This is a genomic window from Flavobacterium sp. 22659 (genome assembly GCF_052044235.1).
Lineage (GTDB): Bacteria > Bacteroidota > Bacteroidia > Flavobacteriales > Flavobacteriaceae > Flavobacterium > Flavobacterium johnsoniae.
In genome coordinates, this window is sequence record NZ_JBQEMU010000007.1 from 51,345 (window position 1) to 77,439 (window position 26,095).

Here is a 26,095-nt window from a genome sequence, read left to right on the forward strand (position 1 = left end):
ATAATTATTTTGTGCCGTTTGAAAAAAGATTTATTAAACTTTTAACGTCAATTTTACACAATTGTTGCAGTTGCAGCACGGTTCCATGCTCAATAAACTCATCTGGAACGCCTAAAATTTTTACCTTGTTTTTAAAATTATTTGTGGCTGCAAACTCTAAAACAGCACTTCCAAACCCTCCTTTTTTAACTCCATCTTCTATTGTAATAATGTTTTCGAATGTAGAGAAAATTGTTTTTAATAAGTTGATATCCAGTGGTTTTATGAACGGAAAGTCATAATGAGCAATAGTGTCGGCATCTGCGCATTCAGCTAAAGCATCTGTTACATTATTTCCAATCGTTCCTGTAGATAAAACAGCTGTTTTTGTACCGTTTTTTAGGCAGTTTCCTTCGCCTATTTTTATTTTTTCATACTGTCCGAAATTTTCTACTTCCCAGTTTTTTATAACGCCGCGTCCTCTTGGGTATCGAATTGCTATAGGATTATTCAGACCTAATTGAGCTGTGTATAAAATATTTTGAAGCGAAATTTCATTAATTGGCGCATAAATAATCATATTTGGAATCGAACGCAGATAAGCAATATCAAAAACACCATGATGCGTTGCACCGTCTTCGCCAACCAAACCAGCTCTGTCAAGACAAAAAATAACAGGCAAATTTTGCAGTGCCACATCGTGAATAAGCTGATCATAGGCACGCTGTAAAAAAGTCGAATAAATCGTGCAATACACCATCATGCCCTGAGTTGTCATTCCGGCAGCAAGAGTTACTGCATGCTGTTCAGCAATACCCACGTCAAAAGCACGATCCGGCAATTCGTCCATCATAAATTTTAAAGAACTTCCAGATGGCATTGCGGGCGTTATTCCAATTATTTTTTCATTTTTTCGGGCTAAATCCAGAACAGTCAAACCAAAAACATCCTGATATTTAGGCGGAAGATTTTCTTCAGATTTTAAATGAATTTCTCCGGTCGAAGCATCAAATTTTCCTGGCGCATGATACTTAACCTGATTTTCCTCGGCCTGCTGCAGTCCTTTCCCTTTTGTAGTTACAATATGAAGAAACTTAGGGCCTTTTATCTTTTTTAAACGTTTTAATTCTTTTATTAAAGTTGGAAAATCATGACCATCAATTGGCCCCGAATAATCAAAATTCAGAGATTTTATAATGTTGTTCTGCTTTGGATTTTTTCCGTTTTTAACCGCAGTTAAATACTTTTTTAATGCACCTACGCTTGGGTCAATTCCAATAGCATTGTCATTTAAAATTACCAGAATATTAGCATCAGTAACACCGGCATGATTTAGACCTTCAAAAGCCATTCCGCTTGCAATCGAAGCGTCGCCGATAACCGCAATGTGCTGTTTGTCTAAATCGCCTTTTAGTTTAGAGGCAATCGCCATTCCAAGTGCTGCAGAAATTGAAGTCGAAGAATGTCCCACGCCAAACGTGTCGTATACACTTTCAGTTCTTTTTGGAAAGCCGGAAATTCCGTCGATTTGTCTGTTAGTATGAAAAATTTCTCTTCTTTCGGTTAAGATCTTATGACCATAAGCCTGATGCCCAACATCCCAAACCAGTAAATCATCTGGAGTATTAAAAACATAATGCAGTGCAATTGTCAATTCAATTACACCCAGGCTGGCGCCCAAATGTCCTTCTTTTACCGAAACGACATCAATAATAAACTGACGAAGTTCCTGAGCCACTTGAGTAAGCTGTTCTTCTTTTAAAAGACGTAAATCAGCAGGATTGTATATGTTGGAAAGTAAATCGCTTTTCATTGTAAGGTAAAAAGCAAATTTACGGTTTTAATTTAATTTTATTACTGAGTATTGTGCAGGAAAATAGGCAGAGAATACTGCATCCTGATTTTTTTTCCGTTTAATTCACCAGGCTGCCATTTTGGGCAAGCATTCAAAACCCTGATAATTTCTTTTTCTAACGGTTCTTCGATAGCAGGAGAACATTCAAGAAAAGATACGGAACCGTTTTTTTCTACTGCAAATGCCAGTTTCAGATTGAGTTTCCAATAATATACATTTTCTGGTTTTTTAAATTCTTTTCCAAAAAAAGTATAAAATTGGTCAATACCACCCGGAAATTCTGCATTAATTTGAGTTGGAGTATTCACGGCAGTTTCTTTAATTTCTTTTTTTGAAGAAGTGCTTACTTTCTCCGCTTTAGTCGATAATGCCGTACTTGATTTTAGTTCGTTGTTTTCATCTTTTTTTACAGATTTAACATCATCAGCTTTCTTTAAAGACTCTGGAGGCGTTACAATTTTGACTGAACTATCTGTATTCTCTAAAGTTTCGTCTGTAACAACTGATTTTGCTGCAGCAGAATTTGAAACAGTTTGGGTATCTTCGGTTTTCTGTTGTCTTTCGTCTTTGTTTTGGCAGCTAAACAAAATTGTTACAATAACTGTAAACAATGCCGGTAAAAATAACCTGTAGTACTGTGTTTTAGCAGTTATTTTATGTTTTCTTTCCATATTCTATTATCACGATTTAAATGTAATAAAAAATAAGTTGTAAAATCTTATTTTTGCAAGTATGATAAATCCTTTCACCGACGAATATTTTATGAAAAAAGCTTTGCAGGAAGCTGAAATCGCTTATGAAAAAGGCGAAATTCCTGTAGGAGCCATAATTGTCGTAGCCGATAAAGTAATTGCAAGAAGTCATAACTTGACAGAATTACTAAATGATGTTACTGCTCATGCCGAAATGCAGTCGATAACCGCTGCAGCAAATTTTCTTGGCGGAAAATATTTAAAAGATTGTACTTTGTACGTAACGCTCGAACCTTGTCAAATGTGCGCTGGTGCTTTGTACTGGAGCCAGATTTCAAAGATTGTTTTTGGTGCACGCGACGAACAGCGCGGCTTTATCAATATGGGAACAAAACTGCATCCTAAAACTACTGTTGTTTCTGGTGTAATGGCAAATGAAGCAGCAGATCTTATGAAACGTTTTTTTCTGGAAAGAAGGAAATAATGTTTTTTTTGTAGTAATTTAGCTTCTTTTAAATGATAAGAAATGCTAAAGAGGTTTACATGGATAGAAAACGAGATTCACTCAATACAATTGAAGAATGATCTTTTTATAGTGGTTCAGGTTTTAAGAAAACCATTTGTTGCGGTTTTTAATTTAAAAAGTTCAGATTCAGATTTTGATAGTGATCAGATTGACTTAAGTCTATTTGAACCTTTTGGAGTATGTATGGTTTTAAAAGAATTTTTTAAAAAATGCTCTATAGGAAAAATCAAAAATATTAAACCAAATTTAAATATTGCAATACCAGAATTATTTATTAGTAAAGATAGAGGACAATGGGGGAGTAGTTCAGAATTCACCGATGAAGAACTTATTTATAATTTGGTAAGAATTGACCCTGAAATTGGAGATCAAGGTATTATGGGAAATGAAATTGTGAAATATAATATTGATAAAAAAGAATATAACTCAAGACCTTATGAAATAATAGGATATAATACAGGGTATGAATTTGTTCGTAGATTAATTTTGTCAATAGAAAATGATCAATGGATTGATCCGTTAAAACAATTCCATTTACTGGGAGAAGATAATTATCCGCTAAAGACTGTTGAAGAAATGTGGAAAGCAGGAGTGCCAAAATATTAAATGACTATGACAGATTTCTCAATAATAAAAAAGCTATTTCATATTACAGAACCTAACGGTTTCTCTAATGATGAAATTCAAATTGTTAAAAATAGCTTTGGTAATCTTCCAGAAGTATTTGTTGATTATTATACTGAATTGGGTAAAATTCAAAAATTAAATAATACACAAGATTCGTTAGTTGCTGTCGATCGTTTAATAAATTATGCGACTGATGAATATTTGATTTTTTATACAGAAAATCAGCATGCTTGTGTTTGGGGAATTCATAAAGACGATTTGTCAAAAAACAATCCGACGGTTTATATGAGTTTTGATGAAAAGGAATGGAATCTGGAAACCGAAACTTTGACAGATTTTTTTACTGCAATGGCTTATCTTCAGGCTGGTTTTGGGTTGGATTTCTATTCAGAATGTTTTTATGAAATAGATGATAAAGCCTTAAAATTTATTGATGAGAATTTCAAAAATAAAGATGTTGCTTTTAAACAATGGGCTGACGGAATAAATTTTTATGGAAATTATGATGACGATGTAATTATAATCATGAGTAATAATCAACTTTTTTATTCCTCCAACACAGAAGAGCACTTTCAGGAAATGGATAAAATTTTATCAAAATTGGGAACAGAATTTTAAACGTTTAAAAAGATGAAGAGATTTTCTCTGTTTAAAACAAACCCATCAAATAAATTGTTACAAATAATAAAAAGCCATTAAGGCAGATAATATTGTAAAATGCATTTTCGGAGATTGCTTTTTTAGAGTGTAATATTTTTAAACTTACTGCTATAGATAAAAGAATTATAAAACAGCAATAAAGTTCAATACCATTTGGATTTAAACCGTTAACAAGATATTTTGAATAATCTGCATCTTTTGATTTAACCTTTGTAACGCTTTTTAATAGTAGAGTATATTCGATTTCTATATCATCTTCCTCTACAAGAAAGTTTTTGGTTGAAAAAGTATTTTGTTTTTTTGTGTAATAATTATAGGAAACTATATTTTTTGAGCGCCCATTTCTATTTTTTCCAACATTTTCAATGTAGTAGTCAATATTGTCGTTTGTACTTGTTTTTGGTAGTAAATAATAATCTATAAAAACAATAGAAATCAGAAAAGTAATTAAATACAAAATCTTAATAACAATCTTTTTATTATTGGTAACAAATTTCTTTTCAATAAACTTTCCTTCTCGATTAAGGGGCATCACTATATTTTTAAGTTGAGCGAATATAATATTTTTATGTTTTAGGAACATGAAATAATATAGTTTTAAAAATGCATTTAATGTTCAAACAAGCTTCTGAGTACCTCTGTAGTAAGCTGTGACTTCAACAAAAGTTAAATAATAAAATTAGAGAATTTTCTTCTTAAAGGAACGAAAAAATATTTTACATTTATCGTGATTTAATTCGTATTTTGCTATTACTACTTTTAACGGTAAATCGCATTAAAATCTTAATTTGTTAACCATTTAACTCTAAATAAAAGTGAAAGCAAAAGGACTATCTCTCGTATTTTTTGTGTTTTTTATTTTTCAATCCTGCGGACGCAAATCGGCTGCTGATTTCAACTCCGATTTTTCGCTATTCAAAGATTACATTACCAGTTTCACAGGCGGAATTGTTTCTTCAGATTCAGATATTCGTGTGGTTTTGGCTTTCGATAAAAACGATTGGAAACCCAATCAGGAATTAGACGATGATTTATTTGATATTTCGCCAAGTGTTCACGGAAAAGTGGTAGCACTTTCTACTAATACATTAGCTTTTATTCCGGAGAAAAAACTAAAAGCAGGGACAGAATATCAAGTCACTTTAAACTTAGATAAACTGACTGCCATTCCAAAAGAGAAAGAAAAAGAATTGTCTAAATTCAACTTTACAGTTAAGACAGTTAAGCAGGATTTTACCATAAATACGGGAGATATTCAATCTTACAGTAAAGAATACCAATATTTAAACTGCGTTTTAAAAACGGCAGATAATATTGATCTTGAAACAGCTCAAAAGCTGGTTGAAGCCAAACATAATGGAAATAATCTTAAAATTAAATTTGAGAAAATAAACGGGCCGGCAAAAGAGTTTCGTTTTATAATTGACAGCATTCAGCGTCAGTCAGAAGCTTCAAACTTAGAGATTATTTATGATGGAAATGATTTTGATATTGACCAGAAAGGACAAATCGATTTCCCTATTACAAGCATTAATGAATTTAAAGTTATAAAGGTTGAAGTTCCAGATGGAAACAATCAGCAGGTTTTAATTAATTTCTCTGAACCATTAGAAAAAGGTCAGGATTTTGCTGGATTGGTTTCAATTCAAAACACCAATAATTTGAAATTTTCTACACAAGGAAATTTACTAAAAGTATATTTTACCAATCAAAATGCGCCTAAAAAAGCAGAGCCAGTGACAGTTGTTGCAGAAGAGCCTGTTGCTGTTGCTGTAGACTCGGCTTCCGTTGTGGTTGATTCAGCTGCAGTAGCAGTAGATTCAGCAGCCGCAGTTGTAGAAGATGCCGTTGAATATGTACCAGACGAAGAACCAGAGCAAGTTGTTACTGGTGAATTATTATTGGAAGTTTTTCAGGGAATAGAAAGCCAGTACGGCAAAAAACTGGAAAATAATTATACAGAGAAAATCTCTTTTGACCAGATAAAACCAAATGTTCGTTTTGTAAAAAACGGAACAATTCTGCCAAGTTCAAACAATTTAAAACTGAATTTCGAAGCCGTAAATCTGAGTGCGGTTGATGTAAAAGTATACAAGATTTACAAAAACAATATTCTGCAGTTTCTTCAATACAATGAATTAAACGGCGGACAAAATCTCAAAAAAGTAGCACAGCCAATTGCCAAAACTACTTTAAATTTAAGGGAAAGCACGCTCGTAAATCTGGCAAAATGGAATACATATGCTTTAGATTTATCTAAAATCATTAAACCAGAACCGGGAGCAATTTATAGAGTTGAATTTGTGTATAAAAAGAAATACTCGCTTTACAAATGTGAAACATCAGAAGGTAATGACGATGAAACCGAGGAGGAAGAAGTTGATGAAAACGACGTAAACTACAGCGGAAACTCTTACGACGATTATTACTATTATGATGATTATGATTGGAGAGAAAGCCAGGATCCTTGTACAGGTTCTTACTATTACAATGCAAGAATTGCAACAAATATTTTAGCATCAGATTTAGGAGTTATTGCAAAAAGAGGCGAAAACAAATCGTACTTATTCGCTGTCAACAATATCGTTACAACTGAGCCAGTTTCAAACGCAAGAGTAGATTTATACAACTTCCAACAGCAAAAAATTGCAACAGAAGCAACAAGCAGCGAAGGAATTGCATCTTTCCAATTGGATAAATTCGCTTATTTTGCGATTGTAACTTTAGGCGATCAATCGACTTACGTGAAATTAGACGACGGACTTTCATTGTCAGTAAGTAATTTCGATGTTGCCGGAGAGACTTTACAAAAAGGTCTAAAAGGATTTATTTATGGAGAAAGAGGTGTTTGGCGCCCGGGAGATAATTTGTATCTGTCATTTATTTTGAATGATGCTGCGAATAAACTTCCGAAATCACATCCAATTAAATTCCGATTAAACGACCCGAATGGTAAGACGGTTTATCAAACCGTTCAAAAAACGAACGATTTAAATCATTATGCCTTTATAGTGCCAACAAATCAAGATGCTCCAACAGGAAACTGGGAAGCAATGGTAAGCGTTGGTGGTGCTAAATTCTATAAGAGCATCAAGATTGAAACCATCAAACCAAATCGTTTAAAAATCAAGAATACATTTAGCAGAAAAACACTTTCGGCTTCGTATCCAAATACAGACAATCTTGAAGTAACATGGCTTCACGGTGCAATTGCTAAGAATTTGAATGTAGAAATGCAGGCTAAATTCTCTCAGCAAAGCACAACATTTAAAGGCTATGAAAAATATACTTTTGATGATTTGGCACGCCAATTCAGTACAGAAGAAATCAATATTTTCTCTGGAAAATTAAACGAAAATGGAAAAGCATCTGTAAACATTCAGCCAAGATTGCAAGGTCAGGCACCGGGAATGCTTCGCGCTTCATTCATTACAAAAGTGTATGAAGAAGGAGGGGATTTTAGTACCGATGTGATGTCAACGACCTATTCTCCGTACAAAACTTACGTTGGAGTTAAAACGCCTGAACTGAATAAATACAGCATGCTTGAAACGAGAACAAACAATCGTTTTGATGTTGTAACGGTTGATGAAAACGGAAGACCAAAATCAGTTCGTAATCTCGAAGTAAGAGTTTACAAAGTAGACTGGAGATGGTGGTGGGATTCATCAAGCGATAATTTATCAAATTATAATTCTTCAAATGCAACAACTTCATACAAAACTTTTGTAATCAATACTGATTCTAACGGAAAAGGAAGTTTCCAGTTTGCCTTGACAGACGAAGAATGGGGGCGCTACTTAATTCGTGTTGCCGATCAGCAAGATGGTCATGCAACATCTTTAACCGTAAATATCGACTGGCCAATCTGGTCTGGAAAAACACGAAACAGAGATGCTTCGACAGCCAATATGTTAGTTTTTTCTACCGATAAAAAGAATTATGCGGTTGGAGAAAAAGCACACATTTCTTTCCCGTCAAGTGAAGGCGGACGTGCGTTGATTTCTATCGAAAACGGATCGAGAGTCGTGCAGACTATTTGGGCCGAAACTAAAAATGGAGAAACAAAAGTTGAAGTTCCAATTACAGGAGCTATGGCGCCAAACGTGTATTTTAATATTACCTTATTACAGCCTCATGCTTCAACTAAAAACGATTCGCCGATTCGTATGTACGGAATTGTACCAATTGAAGTGGTAGATAAAAACACAATTTTGGCACCGACTCTTAATATGCCAGATGTATTAAGACCAGAACAGCCGTTTACAGTAAAAGTAGGTGAGAAATCAGGTAAAGAAATGACGTATACAATCGCAGTTGTAGATGAAGGACTTCTGGATTTAACTCGTTTTAAAACACCAAATGCGTGGGATAGTTTCTACGTTCGCGAAGCTTTGGGAGTAAAAACTTGGGACGTTTATGATGATGTAATTGGCGCTTACGGCGGAAAAATAAATCAGATTTTCAGTATTGGTGGTGACCAGGATTTAGGAGGCGGAAAAGCTAAAAAAGCCAATCGTTTTAAACCTGTAGTATTGTATTACGGACCATTTAAATTAGGAAAAGGAGAAACAAAATCGCATGAATTAAAACTTCCGAAATATATTGGTTCTGTACGAACGATGGTTGTAGCGGGAGATGCAAATACAAGCGCTTACGGAAGCGTTGAAAAAGCAACTCAGGTTAAGAGTCCGCTGATGGTATTGGCTTCATTACCAAGAAAAATTTCGCCGTCAGAAAAAGTAACATTGCCAGTGACAGTTTTTGCAACTGAAAATAAAATTAAAAATGTTTCAATTCAGGTAAAAACCAGCAACGGATTGAAAGTAATGGGAAGTGCGGTTCAAAAATTAAGTTTTGCACAGCCAGATGAAAAAATGGCGTATTTTAATTTAGTTGTGGGTTCTGCAACTGGAATTGCAAAAGTTCAGGTAATCGCAACATCTGGAAGCGAGAAATCAACTTATGATGTTGAGATTGACATGACGAATCCAAATCCAGTTACGAGCACTTTTACAGATGTTGTTTTAACGCCAAACAGTACGAAGACAATTTCATGGAAAACTTTCGGAATTGCAGGAAGCAACAAAGCAAGATTAGAAGTTTCGTCAATGCCGTCAATGAATTTAAATGGAAGATTGCAATTCTTGATTCAATATCCGCATGGTTGTGTAGAACAGACTACTTCATCTGTTTTCCCACAATTGTATTTGGGAGATGTAGCTGATATTGATGCAAAACGTAAAGATTTAATTCAAAAAAATATTGCGGCTGGAATTCAGAGATTGGGTAATTTCCAGTTATCAAATGGAGGAATGCCGTACTGGCAAGGAAATGCAATTGCAGACGATTGGGGAACTTCTTATGCTGGACATTTCTTAATTGAAGCAGAGAAAAAAGGATATGTACTGCCAATTAATTTCAAATCGAAATGGTTAGGTTATCAGCAAAAAGAAGCAAAACAATGGCGTTTTGAACCTAAATACGGAAATGATTTAGCTCAGGCTTATAGATTGTACACTTTAGCATTAGCTGGAAATGCCGATTTATCGTCAATGAACAGATTGCGTGAAACAAAAGGTATTTCAAACGAAAGTATGCTTCGCTTAGCAGCGGCTTATGTTTTAGCTGGACAGAAATCGGCGGGACAAAGTTTGTTCTTGAAAACCAGCATTGATGGAAGTTCAGATGAATACAGTTATTACTATTATGGTTCTAGCGAAAGAAACAGAGCAATGGCTCTTGAAACGATGCTTCTTTTAGATCAGAAACAGAAAGCATTTGTAACAGCTTCTAAATTAGCCAAAGAAATGTCGGCTAATCAATGGATGAGTACGCAGACAACGGCTTATTGTTTATATGCAATGTCGAAATTTGCGGTGAGCAATGGACCAAAAGGAATCAACATTCAGTTTAGTAAAAACGGAAAAGGCGAGACCATAAACACAGGTAAATCGGTTGCAGATCGCAGTTTATCTGTTGCTTCTGGGGCAAACAGTATTACGCTGAAAAACAATAAAGCAAATACAGTTTATGTTCGTGTATTGAATACAGGAATATTGCCTATCGGACAAGAAAATGCGGTTCAAAGTGATGTTACAGCTTCTATTATTTTCAAAAACAGAAAAGGAAGTGTAATTAATGTTTCAAGAATCAATCAGGGAACTGAATTTGTTGCCGAGGTTACAATTAAAAACCAAAGAGGAGAAAGTGTTCAAAACGTAGCGTTATCGCAGATTCTGCCTTCAGGATTCGAAATTGTAAATACCCGTTTCACAGATTACGGAGACGCAGTAAACAATATCGCCGATTATATTGATATTCGTGACGACAGAACGAATTTCTATTTTGGAATGAAAGCCAGAGAAACCAAAGTTTTCCGAATTCTGCTAAATGCATCGTATTTAGGAAACTATTATTTGCCTGGATTACAATGCGAAGCAATGTACGATAATACATTCTTAGCCCGAACAAAAGGATTCTGGGTTGAGGTTGTGAAGTAAATTTATGGGCCACAGATTGTACGGATGAAATGGATTAACACAGATTTTAAGTTACTCTGTAAAAACCTGTTGTATCTGTAAAATCTGTGGGCTAAAACCTTTAAATGTTTTGAAAAATAAACTTATAGCGTTTTTCCAACGCGTCATAAACTGGATTAAAAGAAATAAAATAAAATCAGCAATTGCATTTGTGCTCTTGCTGATTTACTATTTTTCAATACCTCGAACTTTGTTCAAAGAACCGTATTCAACCGTTATTGAAAGTAAAGAAGGAGAACTTCTAGGCGCTAAAATTGCGCGCGACGGACAATGGCGTTTTCCGGCGCAGGACAGCGTTCCGGATAAATTCAAAAAGTGTATCGTTTATTTTGAAGATGAATACTTCTATAAACATCCTGGTTTCAATCCCGGTGCGATGATAAATGCTTTTAAGCAAAATAGAAAAGCAGGTAAGGTTGTTCGAGGCGGAAGTACACTGACGCAACAAGTAATCAGACTTTCTCGAAAAGGAAAAAATAGAACGTATTTTGAAAAACTAATAGAAATTATTCTCGCTACAAGATTAGAATTAGGTTATTCTAAGAATGAAATTCTCGAAATGTACGCTGCACACGCGCCATTTGGAGGAAATGTTGTAGGACTGGAAATGGCTTCATGGCGTTATTTTGGAGTACAATCGAATCAATTATCTTGGGCAGAAAATGCAGTTTTGGCTGTTTTACCCAATGCGCCAAGTTTAATTTATCCCGGAAAAAATCAGATAAAATTACTCAACAAACGAAATCGTCTTTTATTAAAACTGCATCAGGAAGGCATAATCGATAAACAGACGTATGAACTTTCTGTAGAAGAACCTTTGCCTCAAAAACCGTATGATCTGCCTCAAATCGCGCCTCATTTATTACAGAGAGTGGCAAAAAATGAAGAAGGAACGAGAGTAAAAACGACGATTGATTATGCTTTGCAAAATCGTGTCAATCAAATTGCTAGATATTATTACAATCAGTATAAGCAGAATGAAGTGCATAATCTGGCTATTTTGGTAATAGATGTTCAGAGTAGAAATGTAATGAGTTATGTTGGGAACTCTCCAACAGATAAAGACCATCAAAAAGATGTTGATATTATTGATGCGCCGCGAAGTACAGGCAGTATTTTGAAACCGCTTTTGTACGGAGCAATGTTAGATGACGGCGAATTATTGCCTAATACTTTAGTAGCCGATATTCCAACACAGATTTCAGGATATACTCCTCAGAATTTCAACCTAACTTTTGATGGGGCAGTTCCAGCTCATCGTGCATTGTCACGTTCGTTGAATATTCCTGCGGTTTTAATGCTTCAGGAATTTACGGTAAACAAGTTTTACGAGGAATTGCAAAAGTTCAAATTAAAGAATATTAATAAAACGCCGGATCATTATGGTTTGTCGCTTATTTTGGGTGGTGCAGAAAGTAATTTATGGGATTTATGCCGAACATACGCAAATCTTTCATCTACGGTCAATTATTATACTAAAAATAAAGGGAAATATAGAACCAACGAGTTCACAGAGCTGAATTACAAAAATGATTTTAAGCCCGATTTTGGGTCTGAAACCGACCAGAAGAATATCTTGGGTGCAGGATCAATTTGGTTAACCTACAACGCAATGGAAGAGGTTAATAGGCCGGAAGGAGATGAAGCCTGGAAGTTTTATGACAGTTCTTTAAAAATTGCATGGAAAACGGGAACAAGTTTTGGAAATCGAGATGCATGGGCTATTGGAACAAATTCAAGATATGTAGTTGGAATTTGGGTTGGAAATGCTACGGGTGAGGGAAGACCAACTTTGACAGGAGTAACTAGTGCTGCGCCAATTTTATTTGATGTTTTTAATTTACTGCCAAGACAACGATGGTTTGATACGCCGTATAATGATTTAGCCGAAGTTGAGGTTTGCCGTCTAAGCGGTTATTTGGCAAAAGACAACTGCCCGAAAATTAAACAATGGGTTACTAAAAAAGGTAAATCGACCAAGGTCTGCCCATATCACAGAACAATTCATTTAGATAAAACAGAGCAGTTTCAAGTAAACAGCAGCTGTGAGAGTATCGATAATATTGTTACTAAAAACTGGTTTGTACTGCCTCCTGTTATGGCTTGGTATTACAAAAGCCAGCATATCGAATATTTGCCGTTGCCACCATTTAAAGAAGGATGCGAAGGAACGCAAACCACTACAATGGATTTTATTTATCCCAAAGCGAATAGTAAAATCTATTTAACAAAGGACTTTAACAGCAACGTACAGCCCGTAATTTTAAAAGTAGCGTATTCTGAAAGAGATAAAGAATTATTCTGGTATGTTGACGATGTTTATAAAGCAACAACCAAAACCTTTCATGAACTGCCTATTACGCCAACAACTGGAATACATTATATCACGGTTGTAGATGCTTCTGGAAATGAAATTAGACGCAGAATCGAGATTGTAAGAGAATAAAATCTATTACATGACTTTGAGTTGGTTGTATGCTTTTTTATTATTTGTAATTCGAAAAGTAATTGAAGTTGTGAATCCTTGATAAGTTGGAATTTTTTCTTTGTTATATGGAAATGAATAACCTAAACCTAAATCCATTGCATTAAATAAAGTTATGCCTCCCATTGCATAAGCATTTTTGGTAGAACTTCCAGCTTTTAAAAATAGAAAATATTCTGAATTAACTGATAGGTGAACGTCTGGAAGACCATAATACCTGCCATTATAGCTGTTTGTAATTCCATATCCTGCACCCAAAAAGATTTTATTGCGAGTATGACAATCTAAACAAAATTCCAGACCAGCAGTTAACAGGCTTTTATCGGCAATAGAATAATTTAAATAGAGGATAGGCCAATCTGGAAATTTAAATTTTGGAGTATTGTAGTTTTCCTTATAGTCAAATTCTCTTGTATCAATTGTACCGTCATTTTCATTATACCATTTTGCTCTGCCAACTAAATAGTCGCCATTATAGTCTTGTGAATAACCTTGAAATTGTATTTTGTTATTATTTAAATAGTAATCCTTGATTACAAAAAGAGAGTCGGTATTCTTTATTTTGTATCCTATCGCGTCTTTTGTTTTTATTTTTAAAGGTTTAATTCTGTAATACAAAGCCGTTACTTTATTAGATATTTTCCAGTCTTTATCAAAAAAGATGGTATCATTTTGAGCGGATATTTTTGAAGTAAACAAAAAAAGGATTGATATATAAATGTATTTTTTCTTAAAAATAGAAGTTACAACAGCTTTCATGTATAGTTGTTTAAAATTATGCAAACGTACTTTAATTGTAAAAATTTTACTGGCAGTATGAGCTTTTTTTATGTCACTATAAGACATAAAGCACACTTTGTAAAAAGGCACAAAAAAACCGCCAGTCTTTCGAAAGGCGGTTTTTTGTTTTATTCTGTAATAACATTTCCTTTTTTGTCGTAGAAATGGTATTCTAAATACGTGTAAGCGTCACGAGGTATGATTTTCACCCATTTCTTATGTTCAAAAAACCATTTTGAACGTAATGATGGAAAACCTTTGCTGAGGTATGCAGCCACAAATGGGTGTGTATTAAGCACAACCTTATTGTGGGTTTTTAAAAGTCTTTCTAAGTCAGAGGTGATCTTGTCAATTATTAATATTGGCGCTTCAATTTCGCCATTAACTTTATTTGGATCTTCTTCTCTTGTTTTTATATTAACTTCTGGTCTTACTCGCTGTCTTGTAATCTGGACTAAACCAAATTTACTCGGCGGTAATATTTTATGCTTTGCTTTATCGTCGCTCATTTCTTCTCGCAAGAAGTCGAACAAAACTTTCCTGTTTTCTGGATTAGACATATCGATAAAATCAACTACGATTATACCGCCCATATCACGCAAGCGTAGTTGTCTTGCGATTTCTGCTGCGGCAATCATATTTACTTCCATGGCAGTATCTTCCTGATTGGTTGCTTTGTTAGAACGGTTTCCGCTGTTCACATCTATAACGTGAAGAGCCTCAGTGTGTTCTATGATAAGATAAGCACCTTTACTCATGGAGACAGTTCGGCCAAAAGAAGTTTTGATTTGTCTCTCTATATTGTATTTCTCAAAAATTGGAGTGTCATTTGATTGATAAAACTTAACAATCGATTGTTTTGAAGGTGCAATTTCCTGCAGATATTCCTTCGTTTGATGGTACAACTCTTCATCATCTATTTGAATACCGCTGAAGGTATCGTTGAATACATCTCTTAATATTGAAGAAGCTCTGTTAAGCTCTCCTAATACTTTTGATGGATGATGAGCAGTTGGTAATTTTTTACACATTGCAGACCATCTGCCAAGCAGGTTCTGCAAATCTTTTTCTAATTCGGCTACGTTTTTGCCTTCGGCTACTGTGCGAACAATAACACCAAATCCTTTAGGTTTGATCGATAGAACAAGTTTTTTTAGACGATCCTTTTCTTTTTTGTCTTCTATTTTTTGAGAAATAGAAACACGATCAGAAAAAGGAACTAGAACGATAAATCTTCCGGCAAGAGAAAGCTCAGCACTTATTCTTGGACCTTTGGTCGATATAGGTTCTTTAACTACTTGAACTAAGACAGATTGATTGGCACTTAAAATATCAGTAATGATGCCATCTTTGTCAATCTCTTTTTCAAACTGAAAGGTTTTTAGGGAGAAATCTTTTAATTTACCTGCGCTTACAAGTTTTATGAATTTCAGCTGAGAAGCTAGATTTGGACCTAAATCATGATAATGTAAAAAGGCATCTTTTTCGAAACCTACATTTACAAAAGCAGCATTAAGTCCGGCAACTGGTTTTCTGATTTTGGCAATAAAAATATCACCAACCTGAAAGTTGCTTTTTTCTTCTTCTTTGTGTAATTCAATTAGTTTTCCATCTTTTAATAAGGCAAAATCTACTGCTTCAGAACTAGATCTAATGATTAATTCTTTATTCACACTGTAAATTTTTATCCGTGAATTGGTTGTCGGTTGCTTGTTGATAGTTGTTGGTAAAGAAACCAAAAACCAAAAAACAAAAATCATCAACTTCTACAAGGATGGATTAAACAATATTTTTAACAGGTATTAACCCGGTGGAGTTAGTTCTCAGTTTTCAGCGGCAGTAAGCAGTTTTAAGCTGCAAACTGTAATCTGTGACTTAGACTATCAAACTCCAATTTCAATGAACGTTTAAAAAGAAAAAAGTAGTTTAAAACTACTTTTTCTTTTTGTGGCGGTTAGCTCTCGCTCTTTTCTTACGTTTGTGAGTAGCTACCTTATGTCTCTTTCTTTTTTTACCACTTGGCATATCGTGTCAGATTTTATGTTAATTAATATTATTTTGCTTCGTTGTTAGTTTTTACTCCTTCTACAAATACTTTTGCTGGTTTAAAAGCAGGGATGTTGTGTGCTGGAATTTTAATTGTAGTGTTTTTAGAGATATTTCTACCTGTTTTTTCAGCTCTGGTTTTTACAATAAAACTACCAAAACCTCTTAGGTATACGTTGTCTCCTGTTTCTAAAGAAGTTTTAACTTCTTCCATAAAAGTTTCTACTGTTGCTTGAACATCTCCTTTTTCAAGACCTAATTTCTCTGAAATTTTCGCTACGATATCTGCTTTCGTCATTTTCTTTCCTATTTTATTTTATAAATGGTGTACTATTTTTTTGAGTTTGCAAATATAGGAATTAAAAAAATAATTAATCAAGCTAATTCGTTAAATTTTAATTACATAAACATTTACTTTTGCATTTTAAGGATTTGACGATGAATTTTCATAACAGGTTGATAAAATGGTATTTACAAAACAAACGGGATCTTCCATGGCGAAAAACAGCCAATCCGTACCATATTTGGCTCTCAGAAATTATGCTGCAACAAACCAGAGTTGTGCAAGGAATGCCTTACTTTTTTGCTTTTACGCAAGAATTTCCAACTGTTTTTGACCTCGCAAATGCCTCTGAAGAACAAGTTTTAAAACTTTGGCAGGGACTGGGATATTACTCAAGAGCCAGAAATCTGCATAATACTGCTAAGTATGTTGCTTATGAGCTAAATGGAGTTTTTCCTGAAACTTATAAAGAGCTGCTTAATTTAAAAGGTGTTGGTGAATATACTGCGGCTGCAATTGCTTCATTTTCTTATAATGAAGCCGTTCCGGTCGTCGATGGCAATGTTTTTAGGGTGCTTTCCCGTTATTTTGATATAGAATCAGATATTGCACTCCCTGCGTCTAAAAAAGAATTTGCTGCGTTGGCTTATGAATTAATGCCCAAAAATGATCCGGCAACTTTTAATCAGGCAATTATGGAATTTGGCGCGCTGCAATGTGTGCCTAAAAGCCCCAATTGTACTATATGTATCTTTAATGAGAGCTGTCTGGCTTTACAAAAAAAGAAAGTCGACATTCTTCCTGTTAAATCCAAGAAAGTTAAAATTACCAATCGATTTTTTAATTATTTTGTTTTAGAAGATAGTTTGGGAAATACAGTTATACAAAAAAGAACAGCAAAAGGTATCTGGCATAATTTATACGAATTCCCGCTTTTAGAAACCAGTGAAATTGTAGATTTTGATTATATTTCTAATGCAGTACAAAATCAGGTGTTTCCTGTATATACTATATTAAGTGTTGAAGAATGCGCTGAAGCTGCGGTAATACATAAGCTTTCACACCAGCATCTGCATATTCAGTTTTGGAAAATTAAAATAAAGGAGAATATAAAGGAAGGAATTGAATTTGAAAAAATTAAAACGTTTCCTTTTCCTATTGTAATTTATAATTTTATAGAGAAGTTATAATAAAAAACCGACTGTCAAGTCGGTTTTTTATTTATACGCCTGCAGTCGCGTATTGAATTATTCTAACAACAATTCCAACAGCAAAACCAATTAAAGCCATATTACAGGCAGATTTTGCAGCTACAGGTTCGTCATTCTTTTTTACAAAGTAAATGATTGCTCCTGCCAGCGGAATACAAAAGGATAATACTTTTAATCCAGTACTTAGGTCCTGTTGCGATTTGTCGTTTTTCTTTTCGAATTCATCAAAATTTGAATTTCCTTCAGACATAATTATATAGTTTTTAGTTGTTAATTTATAAAGAGGTGTTTAAAGAAATAGACAATCCAATAGGCAATAAAATCAGAAAGTCCGGCAAGTCCGTAACCAGCCAGGATGCCTGTAGAAAAACGCAGGAAATTAGTGCTTTCTCTGTTGAAATAGGCTTGGGTTAAACCATCTATCATAGTTGGTGCAATAGCAAGCAAAGCCCAGTAAATATCGATTTTCATGAACCATAATAAAGGTATGAAAATGAAATAACCAACATAAATACCGGTACATCGGGCACAAAAAGGAAATTGTTTTCCTTTGTAAAAAAAAGATCTTTCGGGAAGTTTGTGACAACTTACAAATTCAATTTTTCTCATATCCAAAAATACATTATTTTTCTTTTTAACAAAATATTATTAAGACTTAATGCCTGTATTCATTTTTTAATGCTCAGAAAAAATTAAAATTTTCATTCATACTAAAAATAGTATTGTTTTGCTTAGGTTAAAGTATTTTCTTTGTCATCCTGCTTTACAATTTTTAGAAAAGCAGGAATTAATTTGCTAAAAAAATGTATCTTTGGTAGAAATACCGCTATTAATTATGAATGGAACATTAAATAAAGTCATGCTTATTGGTCATTTGGGCGATGATGTGAAAATGCATTATTTTGATGGAGGAAACTGTATCGGGCGTTTTCAGCTGGCAACTAATGAAGTTTATATTAATAAAACTACCAATGAGAAAATAACTTCTACAGAATGGCATAATTTGGTTGTGCGTAATAAAGCAGCTGAAATTTGCGAAAAATATCTTTCCAAAGGAGATAAAATATATGTTGAAGGACGTATAAAATCAAGGCAATGGCAGGCAGAAGATGGTACAACAAAATATACTACCGAAATTCAGGTGACTGAGTTTACTTTCCTGACTACTAAAAAAGAAACTGCAAATCATAAACCAAATCAAGATCAGGAATCAGCAAAAAACACTAACTTTGATGCACCCAGCGAAGGCTTGCCAATAAATGACCTGCCTTTTTGATTGTTTAACTAATCTTATGTAATTTGGACCCGGAGCCCAGTTTATTTTTTACTACAACTTTAGACATCAATTTAATTATTGGTTTTGTCGGAATATTTATTTTGCTGTTTTTGTCAGCAATTGTTTCAGGTGCCGAAGTTGCACTTTTTTCTTTATCTCAAAAAGATATCGATGATACTCTTCAGGAAAATGACTCAAAAGGGAAAATCATCTCTAACCTTTTAGACAGACCCAAAAAACTCTTAGCGACGTTATTAGTAGCCAATAATTTTTTAAATATTGGAGTTGTTATCCTGTTTTCTTTTATAGGAAGAAACATTTTTTCGGGCGTTGAGTCTCCTGTTTTAAAATTTATTTTAGAAGTAATCCTGGTTACTTTTTTTATTTTATTGTTTGGAGAAGTACTTCCAAAAGTATACGCCAGCCGAAACAATATTAAATTTGCCAAACGTTTTGCCTATTCCATTTCAATTTTAGATAAATTACTGTCGCCAATTAGCTTGCCTATGCGCAGGGTTACTTTATATTTGCACAATAAATTAGGAAAACAAAAAAATAATTTTTCGATTAACCAGCTTTCTCAGGCTTTAGAATTAACAGATTCTGAAGGAACATCAACAGAAGAACAAAAAATTCTGGAAGGAATTGTTTCTTTTGGAAATACAGATACAAAGCAGGTTATGAGTCCGAGGATTGATATATTTGCTCTGGAAATAACAGAACCATTTTCTGCAATCTGCCCTAAAATAATCGAAAAAGGATTTTCGAGAATTCCGGTTTATCGTGATAATATTGATCAGATAGAAGGCGTTTTATTCGTAAAAGATTTATTGCCTCATATCGACAAAGACGATTTTGACTGGGCTTCTTTAATGCGCGAACCATTTTTTGTTCCTGAGAATAAAAAACTGGATAATCTGCTAAAAGATTTTCAAAGCCTAAAAAGTCATCTTGCTATTGTGGTAGACGAATATGGCGGGACATCAGGATTGGTTTCTCTTGAAGATGTAATCGAAGAAATAGTAGGGGATATAAGCGATGAATTTGATGACGAGAATTTGAATTTCTCTCAAATTGACGAAAAGAATTTTCTTTTTGAAGGAAAAATAAATCTTAAAGATTTCTACAGAATTGTTGATGTTGATGAAGATGTATTTGAAGCCAGTAAAGGTGAAGCCGAAACTTTAGCCGGATTTATTCTGGAAATTCTGGGTAATTTCCCTAAAAAAGATCAAAAAATAGCTTTTGAGAATTGTGTTTTTACAATAGAAACCGTTGACAAAAAGCGTGTAAAACAAATAAAAGTAACAATAGAATAAATGTTTAAAAAAATCCTTTCAGTAACTGCAATTTTGCTGACATTAACAGTCGTAAGCTGTAAAGACGATGTGCTGCCAAAACCTGCAAGTTTCCTGAGATTAGATTATCCGGAAGCTAAATACGTTAATTTTGAAAATAACTGCCCGTTTGTTTTTCAGATGAATGAAGACGCTGTTATTAAAGGCGAAAAAGACTGCGGATTTGCGATTACTTATCCAAAAATGAAAGCGACTATATATTTAACTTACAAACCTGTAAACGGTAATATTGAAAAGCTTTTAAAGGATGCACAAAAACTTACTTATGAGCATGTTATTAAAGCCGATGATATTTTAGAACAGCCTTACATAAATCCTGAAAAAAAGGTTTACGGAATGTTTTATCAGGTTGATGGTAATGCGGCGACAAACTCTCAGTTTTATGTTACAGACAGTACAAAACATTTTATAGCGGGATCGGTTTATTTTTATGCAAAACCTAATTTCGATTCGATCATGCCGGCAGCGAGTTATATCAAAAATGACATGCAGCGTATAATGGAAACTTTAAAGTGGAAATAAAAATATAAAGAAAACAAAAACGGCGTTCAATTGAACGCCGTTTTTGTTTGGGTAAAGTTTAAACTTAAGATTTAAAGTCTGAAACTTTGTATGTTTTTCCGTCTCCGGTTTCCTGAACAGTTTTTGTTAAAGATTCTTGATTTTGAACCGTTTTATCAAAAGTAACCGTTGCTGTTTTTTTGTCGAAATCAACAGCTGCTTTTTCAACACCGTCAAGGTTCGATAATTCTTTCTCGATTGTTTTAGCGCATCCCATTGCACAAGTCATTCCTTCAATTTTAAAACTTGCGGTTTGTACATTTTCAGCAGCAATTGCTTTTTGTTCTTTAGCAGTTGTTTCTAATGGTTTTATATTAGCCAGATTTTTATCTTCTTCTTTTTTGCAGCTTACAAATACTAAACCTGCAATTGCTAATGAAGCAATGATCTTTGTAAATTTCATTATATATAATTTTAATTGAGTAATTGTGTTCTTTGCAAAATTAGTAAAAAACGAGAGGTCAGTTCATAAAAATAGTACAAATTTGCAGTAAAATAGTTTATATGGATGCAAAACAATTAAAGTGGGCTTACTTATTAGTCTTGTCCTTAATTTGGGGAAGTTCTTTTATCTTAATCAAAAGGGGATTGGTTGGATTAACAGCAATTCAGGTTGGTTCGTTTAGAATTATTTTTGCAGCTCTCTTTTTATTAATTGTCGGCTTTAAGAGTTTAGGAAAGATATCGCGCCGTCAATGGAAATTTGTTGCCGTAACATCTTTTTTTGGAACTTTTACTCCAGCCTTCTTATTTGCTATTGCCGAGACTGAAGTTGACAGTTCAATCGTGGCTATTTTGAATTCGCTTACGCCTTTAAATACTTTAGTACTGGGAATTCTTATTTTCGGAATCCAGTTTCAAAAGCGGCAGGTTTTAGGTGTTTTTATTGGACTTCTGGGATGTCTTCTTTTGGTTTTAAGCGGAGATTCTGCAGGAGGAACGCAAAATTACTTATATGTTCTATTGGTAGTTATTGCAACGCTGAGTTATGCCATAAACGTTAATTTGATCAAGAAATATTTATCTGATTTAAATTCGCTGAGTATCACAACAGGAAATTTTGCCATACTGCTTATTCCGGCTTTGATTATTTTGAGTACTACCGATTTTTCTCAGAGAATGCATATTCAGGAAGCGCAGCATTCTATTTTGTTTGTAATGATTTTGGGAGTTTTAGGAACCGGAATTGCGAATGTTTTATTCTTTAAATTAATTCAGATTTCATCTCCTGTATTTGCAACTTCAGTAACGTATTTAATCCCGATAGTTGCTTTCTTTTGGGGATTATTAGATAATGAAATGCTTACGCCGATTCAGTTTTTTGGTGCTTTTATTATTTTAATTGGAGTTTATTTATCGGCTAAGAAATAGATTTCTTGAGTTATGAATTATGAGTTATGAGTGCAATGGGCTTCGACTTCGCTCAGCCTGACAAAAAACTCGCCAAAAGTTTAAGATGCTCAGAATGACAAAACGAGAAATAAAAAAAGAGCTTTGTCAAAGTTTTAAACCTTGACAAAGCTCTTAAAAATCTTAGAACCTTAGCAGCTTAGCTTCTCAGCATCTTTTTTTATAAAAAATCTGCATCAGAAACGCCTTCGTTTATCTTAATATCAGTCATTTTAATATCTAATTCAAAACCAATGTTCTGTACTAAATTAAAAGGAACTTTTACGCCTTTTACAACTCTGTAATCGTTGAAATTTGTAATTTGGGTAACCGATTTTCCGTCTTGTTCACGAACTTTAGATTTAGCTACTTTCAATCCTGTTTTTATATCATAATAATGAGTTGTATTGCCGTCTTTTATAGCATAAGCATCACTTCCGTTGATTGGCTCAATACCCTGAACTTTTAAATCAGTTCTTTTTACTAATTGTAATTCCTCAAAAGGAGCAGCGTTTGCTTTCATTTCTTTAAGATCATTTCCTTCAAGATTTTTGCGTTTCCCCTGTTGTTCTATATAAGCGCCTTTTTCATTTACAACCTGTTTCATTAAATCCATGGTTCCCATAGAAAGAGAAACCATCATTTTTCCTTTAGAATCCAATTTAGAAACAAAAGTCAACGGACCCGGAGCCTGCGGTACTTTTGTTGTTCCGTTCATGTTAAGGGTTTTTACAGCTGTTACTGCTTTTTCTCCGCCAATTGCATTAATATAATTTTCGAAAACCGTTTTTGCTGTAATGTTTGTTGGAGCTTCTTTTTTAACAGCAGGTTTTTCAACCGGATTTCCGTATTTGTCAAAATAATAAATCGGAATTTGAAGTTTTTCTAAACCTGAAATTACGTCAGAGCCTTTTCCAACAATAACAATTCGCATATTGTCAAGTAAAAAATACTTGTTTGCTACGCGGAAAATATCATCGGCCGTTACATTGTTTATAGTCTGAATGTATTTTTCGTAGAAATCTGCCGGAAGTTTTTCTGTTTCAATGTTTAAAGCATATCGGGCAACAGCTTGTGGTTTTTCGACCTGCATTACAAAACGCCCAATGTATCCTGCTTTTACGTTTCTTAAAACTTCTGGATCAACTCTTTCAGTTCGTACTCTTTTTATTTCTTTTATAAACTGAACAACTGCACTGTCTGTAACGGTATTACGAACAGCAGATGAAGCTTTGAATTTAGTTACATATTTTCCGCTTCCAATGCTTGAATTTGCTCCGTAAGTCCACGCATGCTGTTCACGTAAATTCATATTTAGGTAGCTGTTAAAATCACCGCCCAGAATTTGATTGGCGATCACGGCAGGGAAAAAATCAGGATCACTCATTTTTAGGTTTACAGTATTTACCAAAGAAATTTCTGATTGAACCGCATTTGGAACATCAACAAAATCAATTTGAAGTGCTGAGGCATTTTCAGGATTTGGATAAGTATTTTTTGGCGCTGCCTGTTTTTTCCATCCGCTGAAAAGTTTTTCTACAGCTGCTTTGGTTTCTTTAAACTTAACATCGCCAATGATAACTAGGTATGCATTTTCTGGAACGAAATAAGTATTGTAGTTTTTTTGAACATCTTCCAGAGTAACATTTTTTACGGTTTCTTCAGAAAGGTATTCTCCAGAAGGATGATTTTTTCCAAAGGCCAAAACGTCAACTACACGATTTGAGATAGCTGGAACGCTTTTTTCATCGGCTTTAAGCCCTTCAAGTAATTTTGCTTTTTCTTTGTCGAATTCAGTTTGAGTAAAATTTGGCTGTAAAGCACCTTCTGCAAGAAGTTCTAAAACACGTCCTGAGTATTTAGATAATGCACTGGCAAAAGCTCCCTGAGATGTAAAATTGATATTGGCACCATAAAAGTCGATTTCTTCATTAAAAGTTTCTTTTGGAGTTTTTTTAGTTCCGTTGCCAATTAAACTTGTTGTTAATTCATCAACTCCTTTTTTATTTCCTTCTGTAAAGGGCGCGTTGTCTAGTGTAAGGTTAAAACTTACGCGGGGCAGTTTATGATTTTCAACAATTAATACCTTCATACCATTTGATAATACAAAGGTTTGAGGTTTTTTTATGTTTACTACCGGCGGGTTTCCGGGTTTTGGTTGTGGACGATCTTGTGCTTGCATAATTCCAGTTAGGAATAAAAGGATTAAAAAAGTATGTAAATTTTTCATGATTCGATATTCTTAGTTCTGAGATTTTGGGGAAGGAATGTAATCTAAAATTAAGCGTTGATTTGGGTTTAGATATTTCTTAGCCACTTCTCTAATTTCTTCTCTTGTAATAGAATGGTAAATATCAATTTCGGTATTAATTAAATTTACATCTCCATAAAGTAAATAGTACGAAGCCAGATTTTCTGCAATTCCTTCTACACTTGCATTTGCATTCACAAAATTATTATCGAATTTGTTTTGTAATTTTTGGTAATCTTTTTCAGAAATCAAATCGGTTTGGATTTTTACGATTTCTTCATCCATTTCTTTTAAAATATCGGCAGAAGTATTTGGAGCCATTGGCAGACCGTATAATATATAAGTTCCGTAATCTTCCTGACTAAAGCCTACAGCGCCAATTTGAAGCGCCATTTTTTTGTCGTCAACTATCTTTTTGTACAATTTAGAGCTTTTTCCATCACTTAAATAAGAGGATATCAAATCTAAAACTCTTGCGTCTCTCGTTTTCATTGACGGTGTTCTGTACGAAGCGACAATCATCGGAATCTGAATATTTGGATCTTCGTATGTTGATCTGATGGTCTGCGTGATAGGTTCTTCTGTAAAAGTTTGTTTTTTAACTTCTTCGCCTCTCGGAATTGGTCCAAAATATTTCTGAATCCATTCTTTTGCTTTTGTTTTGTCAAAATCTCCTGCAACAACTAAAACAGCATTGTTTGGAGTATAGAATTTTTTGTTAAATGCCTGAAACTCTTCAAGAGTTGCGGCATCTAAATCTTTCATAGATCCAATTGTTGTCCAGCGGTATGGATGATTTTTGAACATATTCTTTTTAACCTCCGGAAGAATATTTCCATAGGGCTGATTGTCGTAACGCATTCTTTTTTCTTCTTTTACAACTTCATTCTGCGTTTCAACTCCAATTTTATTGATAATAGGATGCATTAATCTTTCAGATTCCATCCATAAACCCAGTTCTAAATTATTAGACGGAAAAACTTCGTAGTAATACGTTCTGTCGTCTGATGTGTTGGCGTTATTCACACCGCCGTTTGCGGTAACGATTTTCATCCATTCGCCGCGTTTAATGTTTTGTGTTCCTTCAAATAACAAATGTTCGAAGAAATGTGCAAAACCAGTACGATCCGGACGTTCGTCTTTTGATCCTACATGATACATTACAGATGTAATGACCACTGGAGCCGATGGATCGTTATGTAGAATGACATGCATGCCGTTGTCTAAATTGTATTCTTCAAAAGCTACTTTTTGAGCATGAGCCACTCCGCCAAGCATTAGTGCAGCACTTAACATCATTATTGAATTTTTCATAAAGATTAATAAAATTTATACCTATAAAGATTGGTAGTAAAGATTTGTTTATAGTTACATCAAAAGTAACCTTTTTTATGGAGGTTTTCTAAATTTCAAAAGAATCGATTTTATTTTAACAGTAAATTACATATAATTAAACGCAGAATTTACTGTAAAAGTGCTTGAAAAACAGACTTTAAACGGAAATAAATATTTTTAGAATAAGAGATTGCACAGTAAATTATTAGTTGTATATTTGCAACCTTAAAAATCAATAA

21 protein-coding genes are annotated in these 26,095 nt (G+C 34.0%); 10 read left to right on the top strand and 11 right to left on the bottom strand.

Annotated elements, in window-relative coordinates:
• Positions 1–4 precede the first annotated feature (4 nt).
• Complete coding sequence (locus ACTJIW_RS09390) at positions 5–1,792, bottom strand: 1-deoxy-D-xylulose-5-phosphate synthase (protein WP_440714553.1); 1,788 nt, start codon at positions 1,790–1,792, stop codon at positions 5–7.
• A 41-nt stretch (positions 1,793–1,833) separates the two neighbouring features.
• A complete protein-coding gene (locus ACTJIW_RS09395; RefSeq protein ID WP_440714552.1) occupies positions 1,834–2,505 on the bottom strand; it encodes a hypothetical protein in 672 nt (223 codons plus the stop codon).
• Positions 2,506–2,566: 61 nt separating this feature from the next.
• On the opposite strand from ACTJIW_RS09395, the gene ACTJIW_RS09400 reads away from it, so the two are divergent.
• From ACTJIW_RS09400 to ACTJIW_RS09410, 3 genes are read left to right on the top strand one after another with little or no spacing between them, the layout of a single operon-like run.
• Positions 2,567–3,010 (top strand): nucleoside deaminase, encoded by a 444-nt coding sequence (locus tag ACTJIW_RS09400; RefSeq protein ID WP_012023603.1) that lies wholly within the window; start codon positions 2,567–2,569, stop codon positions 3,008–3,010.
• Positions 3,011–3,052: 42 nt separating this feature from the next.
• Positions 3,053–3,658, top strand: coding sequence for a hypothetical protein (locus ACTJIW_RS09405; RefSeq protein WP_440714551.1), 606 nt, complete (start codon positions 3,053–3,055; stop codon positions 3,656–3,658).
• Between the two features lie 6 nt (positions 3,659–3,664).
• A complete protein-coding gene (locus ACTJIW_RS09410; protein WP_440714550.1) occupies positions 3,665–4,297 on the top strand; it encodes a hypothetical protein in 633 nt (210 codons plus the stop codon).
• Positions 4,298–4,328: 31 nt separating this feature from the next.
• Here ACTJIW_RS09410 and ACTJIW_RS09415 read toward each other — a convergent pair whose 3' ends face one another.
• Positions 4,329–4,922 carry a hypothetical protein gene (locus ACTJIW_RS09415; RefSeq protein WP_440714549.1) on the bottom strand — a complete coding sequence of 198 codons (594 nt, stop codon included), beginning with the start codon at positions 4,920–4,922 and terminating at the stop codon, positions 4,329–4,331.
• Positions 4,923–5,154: 232 nt separating this feature from the next.
• Here ACTJIW_RS09415 and ACTJIW_RS09420 point away from each other — a divergent pair, with 232 nt between their 5' ends.
• The gene (locus tag ACTJIW_RS09420) at positions 5,155–10,842 is read left to right on the top strand and encodes an alpha-2-macroglobulin family protein (protein WP_440714548.1); all 5,688 of its coding nucleotides are present in this window, start codon (positions 5,155–5,157) and stop codon (positions 10,840–10,842) included.
• 109 nt (positions 10,843–10,951) lie between these two features.
• Positions 10,952–13,327: a penicillin-binding protein 1C gene (gene pbpC / locus ACTJIW_RS09425; protein ID WP_440714547.1), complete on the top strand. Its 2,376-nt coding sequence runs from the start codon at positions 10,952–10,954 to the stop codon at positions 13,325–13,327.
• Between the two features lie 6 nt (positions 13,328–13,333).
• Here pbpC and ACTJIW_RS09430 read toward each other — a convergent pair whose 3' ends face one another.
• The 3 genes from ACTJIW_RS09430 to ACTJIW_RS09440 all read right to left on the bottom strand — a co-directional run bounded on the left by ACTJIW_RS09430 (position 13,334) and on the right by ACTJIW_RS09440 (position 16,490).
• A complete protein-coding gene (locus tag ACTJIW_RS09430) occupies positions 13,334–14,125 on the bottom strand; it encodes a hypothetical protein (RefSeq protein WP_440718450.1) in 792 nt (263 codons plus the stop codon).
• Between the two features lie 149 nt (positions 14,126–14,274).
• A complete protein-coding gene (locus ACTJIW_RS09435; RefSeq protein ID WP_044048260.1) occupies positions 14,275–15,819 on the bottom strand; it encodes an Rne/Rng family ribonuclease in 1,545 nt (514 codons plus the stop codon).
• A 380-nt stretch (positions 15,820–16,199) separates the two neighbouring features.
• A complete protein-coding gene (locus tag ACTJIW_RS09440; protein ID WP_007805026.1) occupies positions 16,200–16,490 on the bottom strand; it encodes an HU family DNA-binding protein in 291 nt (96 codons plus the stop codon).
• Between the two features lie 140 nt (positions 16,491–16,630).
• Here ACTJIW_RS09440 and mutY point away from each other — a divergent pair, with 140 nt between their 5' ends.
• The gene (gene mutY, locus ACTJIW_RS09445; protein WP_073407970.1) at positions 16,631–17,665 is read left to right on the top strand and encodes an A/G-specific adenine glycosylase; all 1,035 of its coding nucleotides are present in this window, start codon (positions 16,631–16,633) and stop codon (positions 17,663–17,665) included.
• 31 nt (positions 17,666–17,696) lie between these two features.
• Here mutY and ACTJIW_RS09450 read toward each other — a convergent pair whose 3' ends face one another.
• Positions 17,697–17,936: a hypothetical protein gene (locus ACTJIW_RS09450; RefSeq protein WP_012023612.1), complete on the bottom strand. Its 240-nt coding sequence runs from the start codon at positions 17,934–17,936 to the stop codon at positions 17,697–17,699.
• Positions 17,937–17,956: 20 nt separating this feature from the next.
• Positions 17,957–18,295, bottom strand: a complete 339-nt coding sequence (locus ACTJIW_RS09455) for a DUF2085 domain-containing protein (protein ID WP_012023613.1) — start codon at positions 18,293–18,295, stop codon at positions 17,957–17,959.
• Between the two features lie 226 nt (positions 18,296–18,521).
• Here ACTJIW_RS09455 and ACTJIW_RS09460 point away from each other — a divergent pair, with 226 nt between their 5' ends.
• The 3 genes from ACTJIW_RS09460 to gldD are packed head-to-tail and all read left to right on the top strand — an operon-like array spanning position 18,522 to position 20,842.
• On the top strand, positions 18,522–18,962 hold the full coding sequence (locus ACTJIW_RS09460; protein WP_012023614.1) for a single-stranded DNA-binding protein: 441 nt from the start codon (positions 18,522–18,524) through the stop codon (positions 18,960–18,962).
• 23 nt (positions 18,963–18,985) lie between these two features.
• Complete coding sequence (locus tag ACTJIW_RS09465; RefSeq protein ID WP_440714545.1) at positions 18,986–20,281, top strand: gliding motility-associated protein GldE; 1,296 nt, start codon at positions 18,986–18,988, stop codon at positions 20,279–20,281.
• Positions 20,282–20,842 carry a gliding motility lipoprotein GldD gene (gene gldD, locus ACTJIW_RS09470; protein ID WP_121362425.1) on the top strand — a complete coding sequence of 187 codons (561 nt, stop codon included), beginning with the start codon at positions 20,282–20,284 and terminating at the stop codon, positions 20,840–20,842.
• Between the two features lie 64 nt (positions 20,843–20,906).
• Here the strand turns inward: gldD and ACTJIW_RS09475 are convergent, their stop codons facing one another.
• The gene (locus ACTJIW_RS09475; protein ID WP_073407967.1) at positions 20,907–21,284 is read right to left on the bottom strand and encodes a heavy-metal-associated domain-containing protein; all 378 of its coding nucleotides are present in this window, start codon (positions 21,282–21,284) and stop codon (positions 20,907–20,909) included.
• Between the two features lie 101 nt (positions 21,285–21,385).
• Here ACTJIW_RS09475 and ACTJIW_RS09480 point away from each other — a divergent pair, with 101 nt between their 5' ends.
• A complete protein-coding gene (locus ACTJIW_RS09480; protein WP_440714544.1) occupies positions 21,386–22,252 on the top strand; it encodes a DMT family transporter in 867 nt (288 codons plus the stop codon).
• Positions 22,253–22,451: 199 nt separating this feature from the next.
• On the opposite strand, the gene ACTJIW_RS09485 is transcribed toward ACTJIW_RS09480, so the two are convergent.
• Together ACTJIW_RS09485 and ACTJIW_RS09490 are read right to left on the bottom strand one after the other, a co-directional pair.
• Positions 22,452–24,500, bottom strand: coding sequence for a M16 family metallopeptidase (locus tag ACTJIW_RS09485; protein WP_440714543.1), 2,049 nt, complete (start codon positions 24,498–24,500; stop codon positions 22,452–22,454).
• A 12-nt stretch (positions 24,501–24,512) separates the two neighbouring features.
• A complete protein-coding gene (locus ACTJIW_RS09490) occupies positions 24,513–25,835 on the bottom strand; it encodes a M16 family metallopeptidase (RefSeq protein WP_012023620.1) in 1,323 nt (440 codons plus the stop codon).
• Positions 25,836–26,095: the final 260 nt, after the last annotated feature.

What these genes read in the sequence shown, in the direction of transcription:
- ACTJIW_RS09430 (WP_440718450.1), bottom strand. Translation starts at nt 14,125, where the DNA reads ATGAAAGCTGTTGTAACTTCTATTTTTAAGAAAAAATACATTTATATA.
- ACTJIW_RS09490 (WP_012023620.1), bottom strand. Translation starts at nt 25,835, where the DNA reads ATGAAAAATTCAATAATGATGTTAAGTGCTGCACTAATGCTTGGCGGA.
- ACTJIW_RS09415 (WP_440714549.1), bottom strand. Translation starts at nt 4,922, where the DNA reads ATGTTCCTAAAACATAAAAATATTATATTCGCTCAACTTAAAAATATA.
- mutY (WP_073407970.1), top strand. Translation starts at nt 16,631, where the DNA reads ATGAATTTTCATAACAGGTTGATAAAATGGTATTTACAAAACAAACGG.
- ACTJIW_RS09405 (WP_440714551.1), top strand. Translation starts at nt 3,053, where the DNA reads ATGCTAAAGAGGTTTACATGGATAGAAAACGAGATTCACTCAATACAA.
- ACTJIW_RS09460 (WP_012023614.1), top strand. Translation starts at nt 18,522, where the DNA reads ATGAATGGAACATTAAATAAAGTCATGCTTATTGGTCATTTGGGCGAT.
- ACTJIW_RS09485 (WP_440714543.1), bottom strand. Translation starts at nt 24,500, where the DNA reads ATGAAAAATTTACATACTTTTTTAATCCTTTTATTCCTAACTGGAATT.
- ACTJIW_RS09395 (WP_440714552.1), bottom strand. Translation starts at nt 2,505, where the DNA reads ATGGAAAGAAAACATAAAATAACTGCTAAAACACAGTACTACAGGTTA.
- ACTJIW_RS09400 (WP_012023603.1), top strand. Translation starts at nt 2,567, where the DNA reads ATGATAAATCCTTTCACCGACGAATATTTTATGAAAAAAGCTTTGCAG.
- ACTJIW_RS09455 (WP_012023613.1), bottom strand. Translation starts at nt 18,295, where the DNA reads ATGAGAAAAATTGAATTTGTAAGTTGTCACAAACTTCCCGAAAGATCT.
- ACTJIW_RS09480 (WP_440714544.1), top strand. Translation starts at nt 21,386, where the DNA reads ATGGATGCAAAACAATTAAAGTGGGCTTACTTATTAGTCTTGTCCTTA.
- ACTJIW_RS09450 (WP_012023612.1), bottom strand. Translation starts at nt 17,936, where the DNA reads ATGTCTGAAGGAAATTCAAATTTTGATGAATTCGAAAAGAAAAACGAC.
- gldD (WP_121362425.1), top strand. Translation starts at nt 20,282, where the DNA reads ATGTTTAAAAAAATCCTTTCAGTAACTGCAATTTTGCTGACATTAACA.
- ACTJIW_RS09390 (WP_440714553.1), bottom strand. Translation starts at nt 1,792, where the DNA reads ATGAAAAGCGATTTACTTTCCAACATATACAATCCTGCTGATTTACGT.
- ACTJIW_RS09475 (WP_073407967.1), bottom strand. Translation starts at nt 21,284, where the DNA reads ATGAAATTTACAAAGATCATTGCTTCATTAGCAATTGCAGGTTTAGTA.
- ACTJIW_RS09410 (WP_440714550.1), top strand. Translation starts at nt 3,665, where the DNA reads ATGACAGATTTCTCAATAATAAAAAAGCTATTTCATATTACAGAACCT.
- ACTJIW_RS09440 (WP_007805026.1), bottom strand. Translation starts at nt 16,490, where the DNA reads ATGACGAAAGCAGATATCGTAGCGAAAATTTCAGAGAAATTAGGTCTT.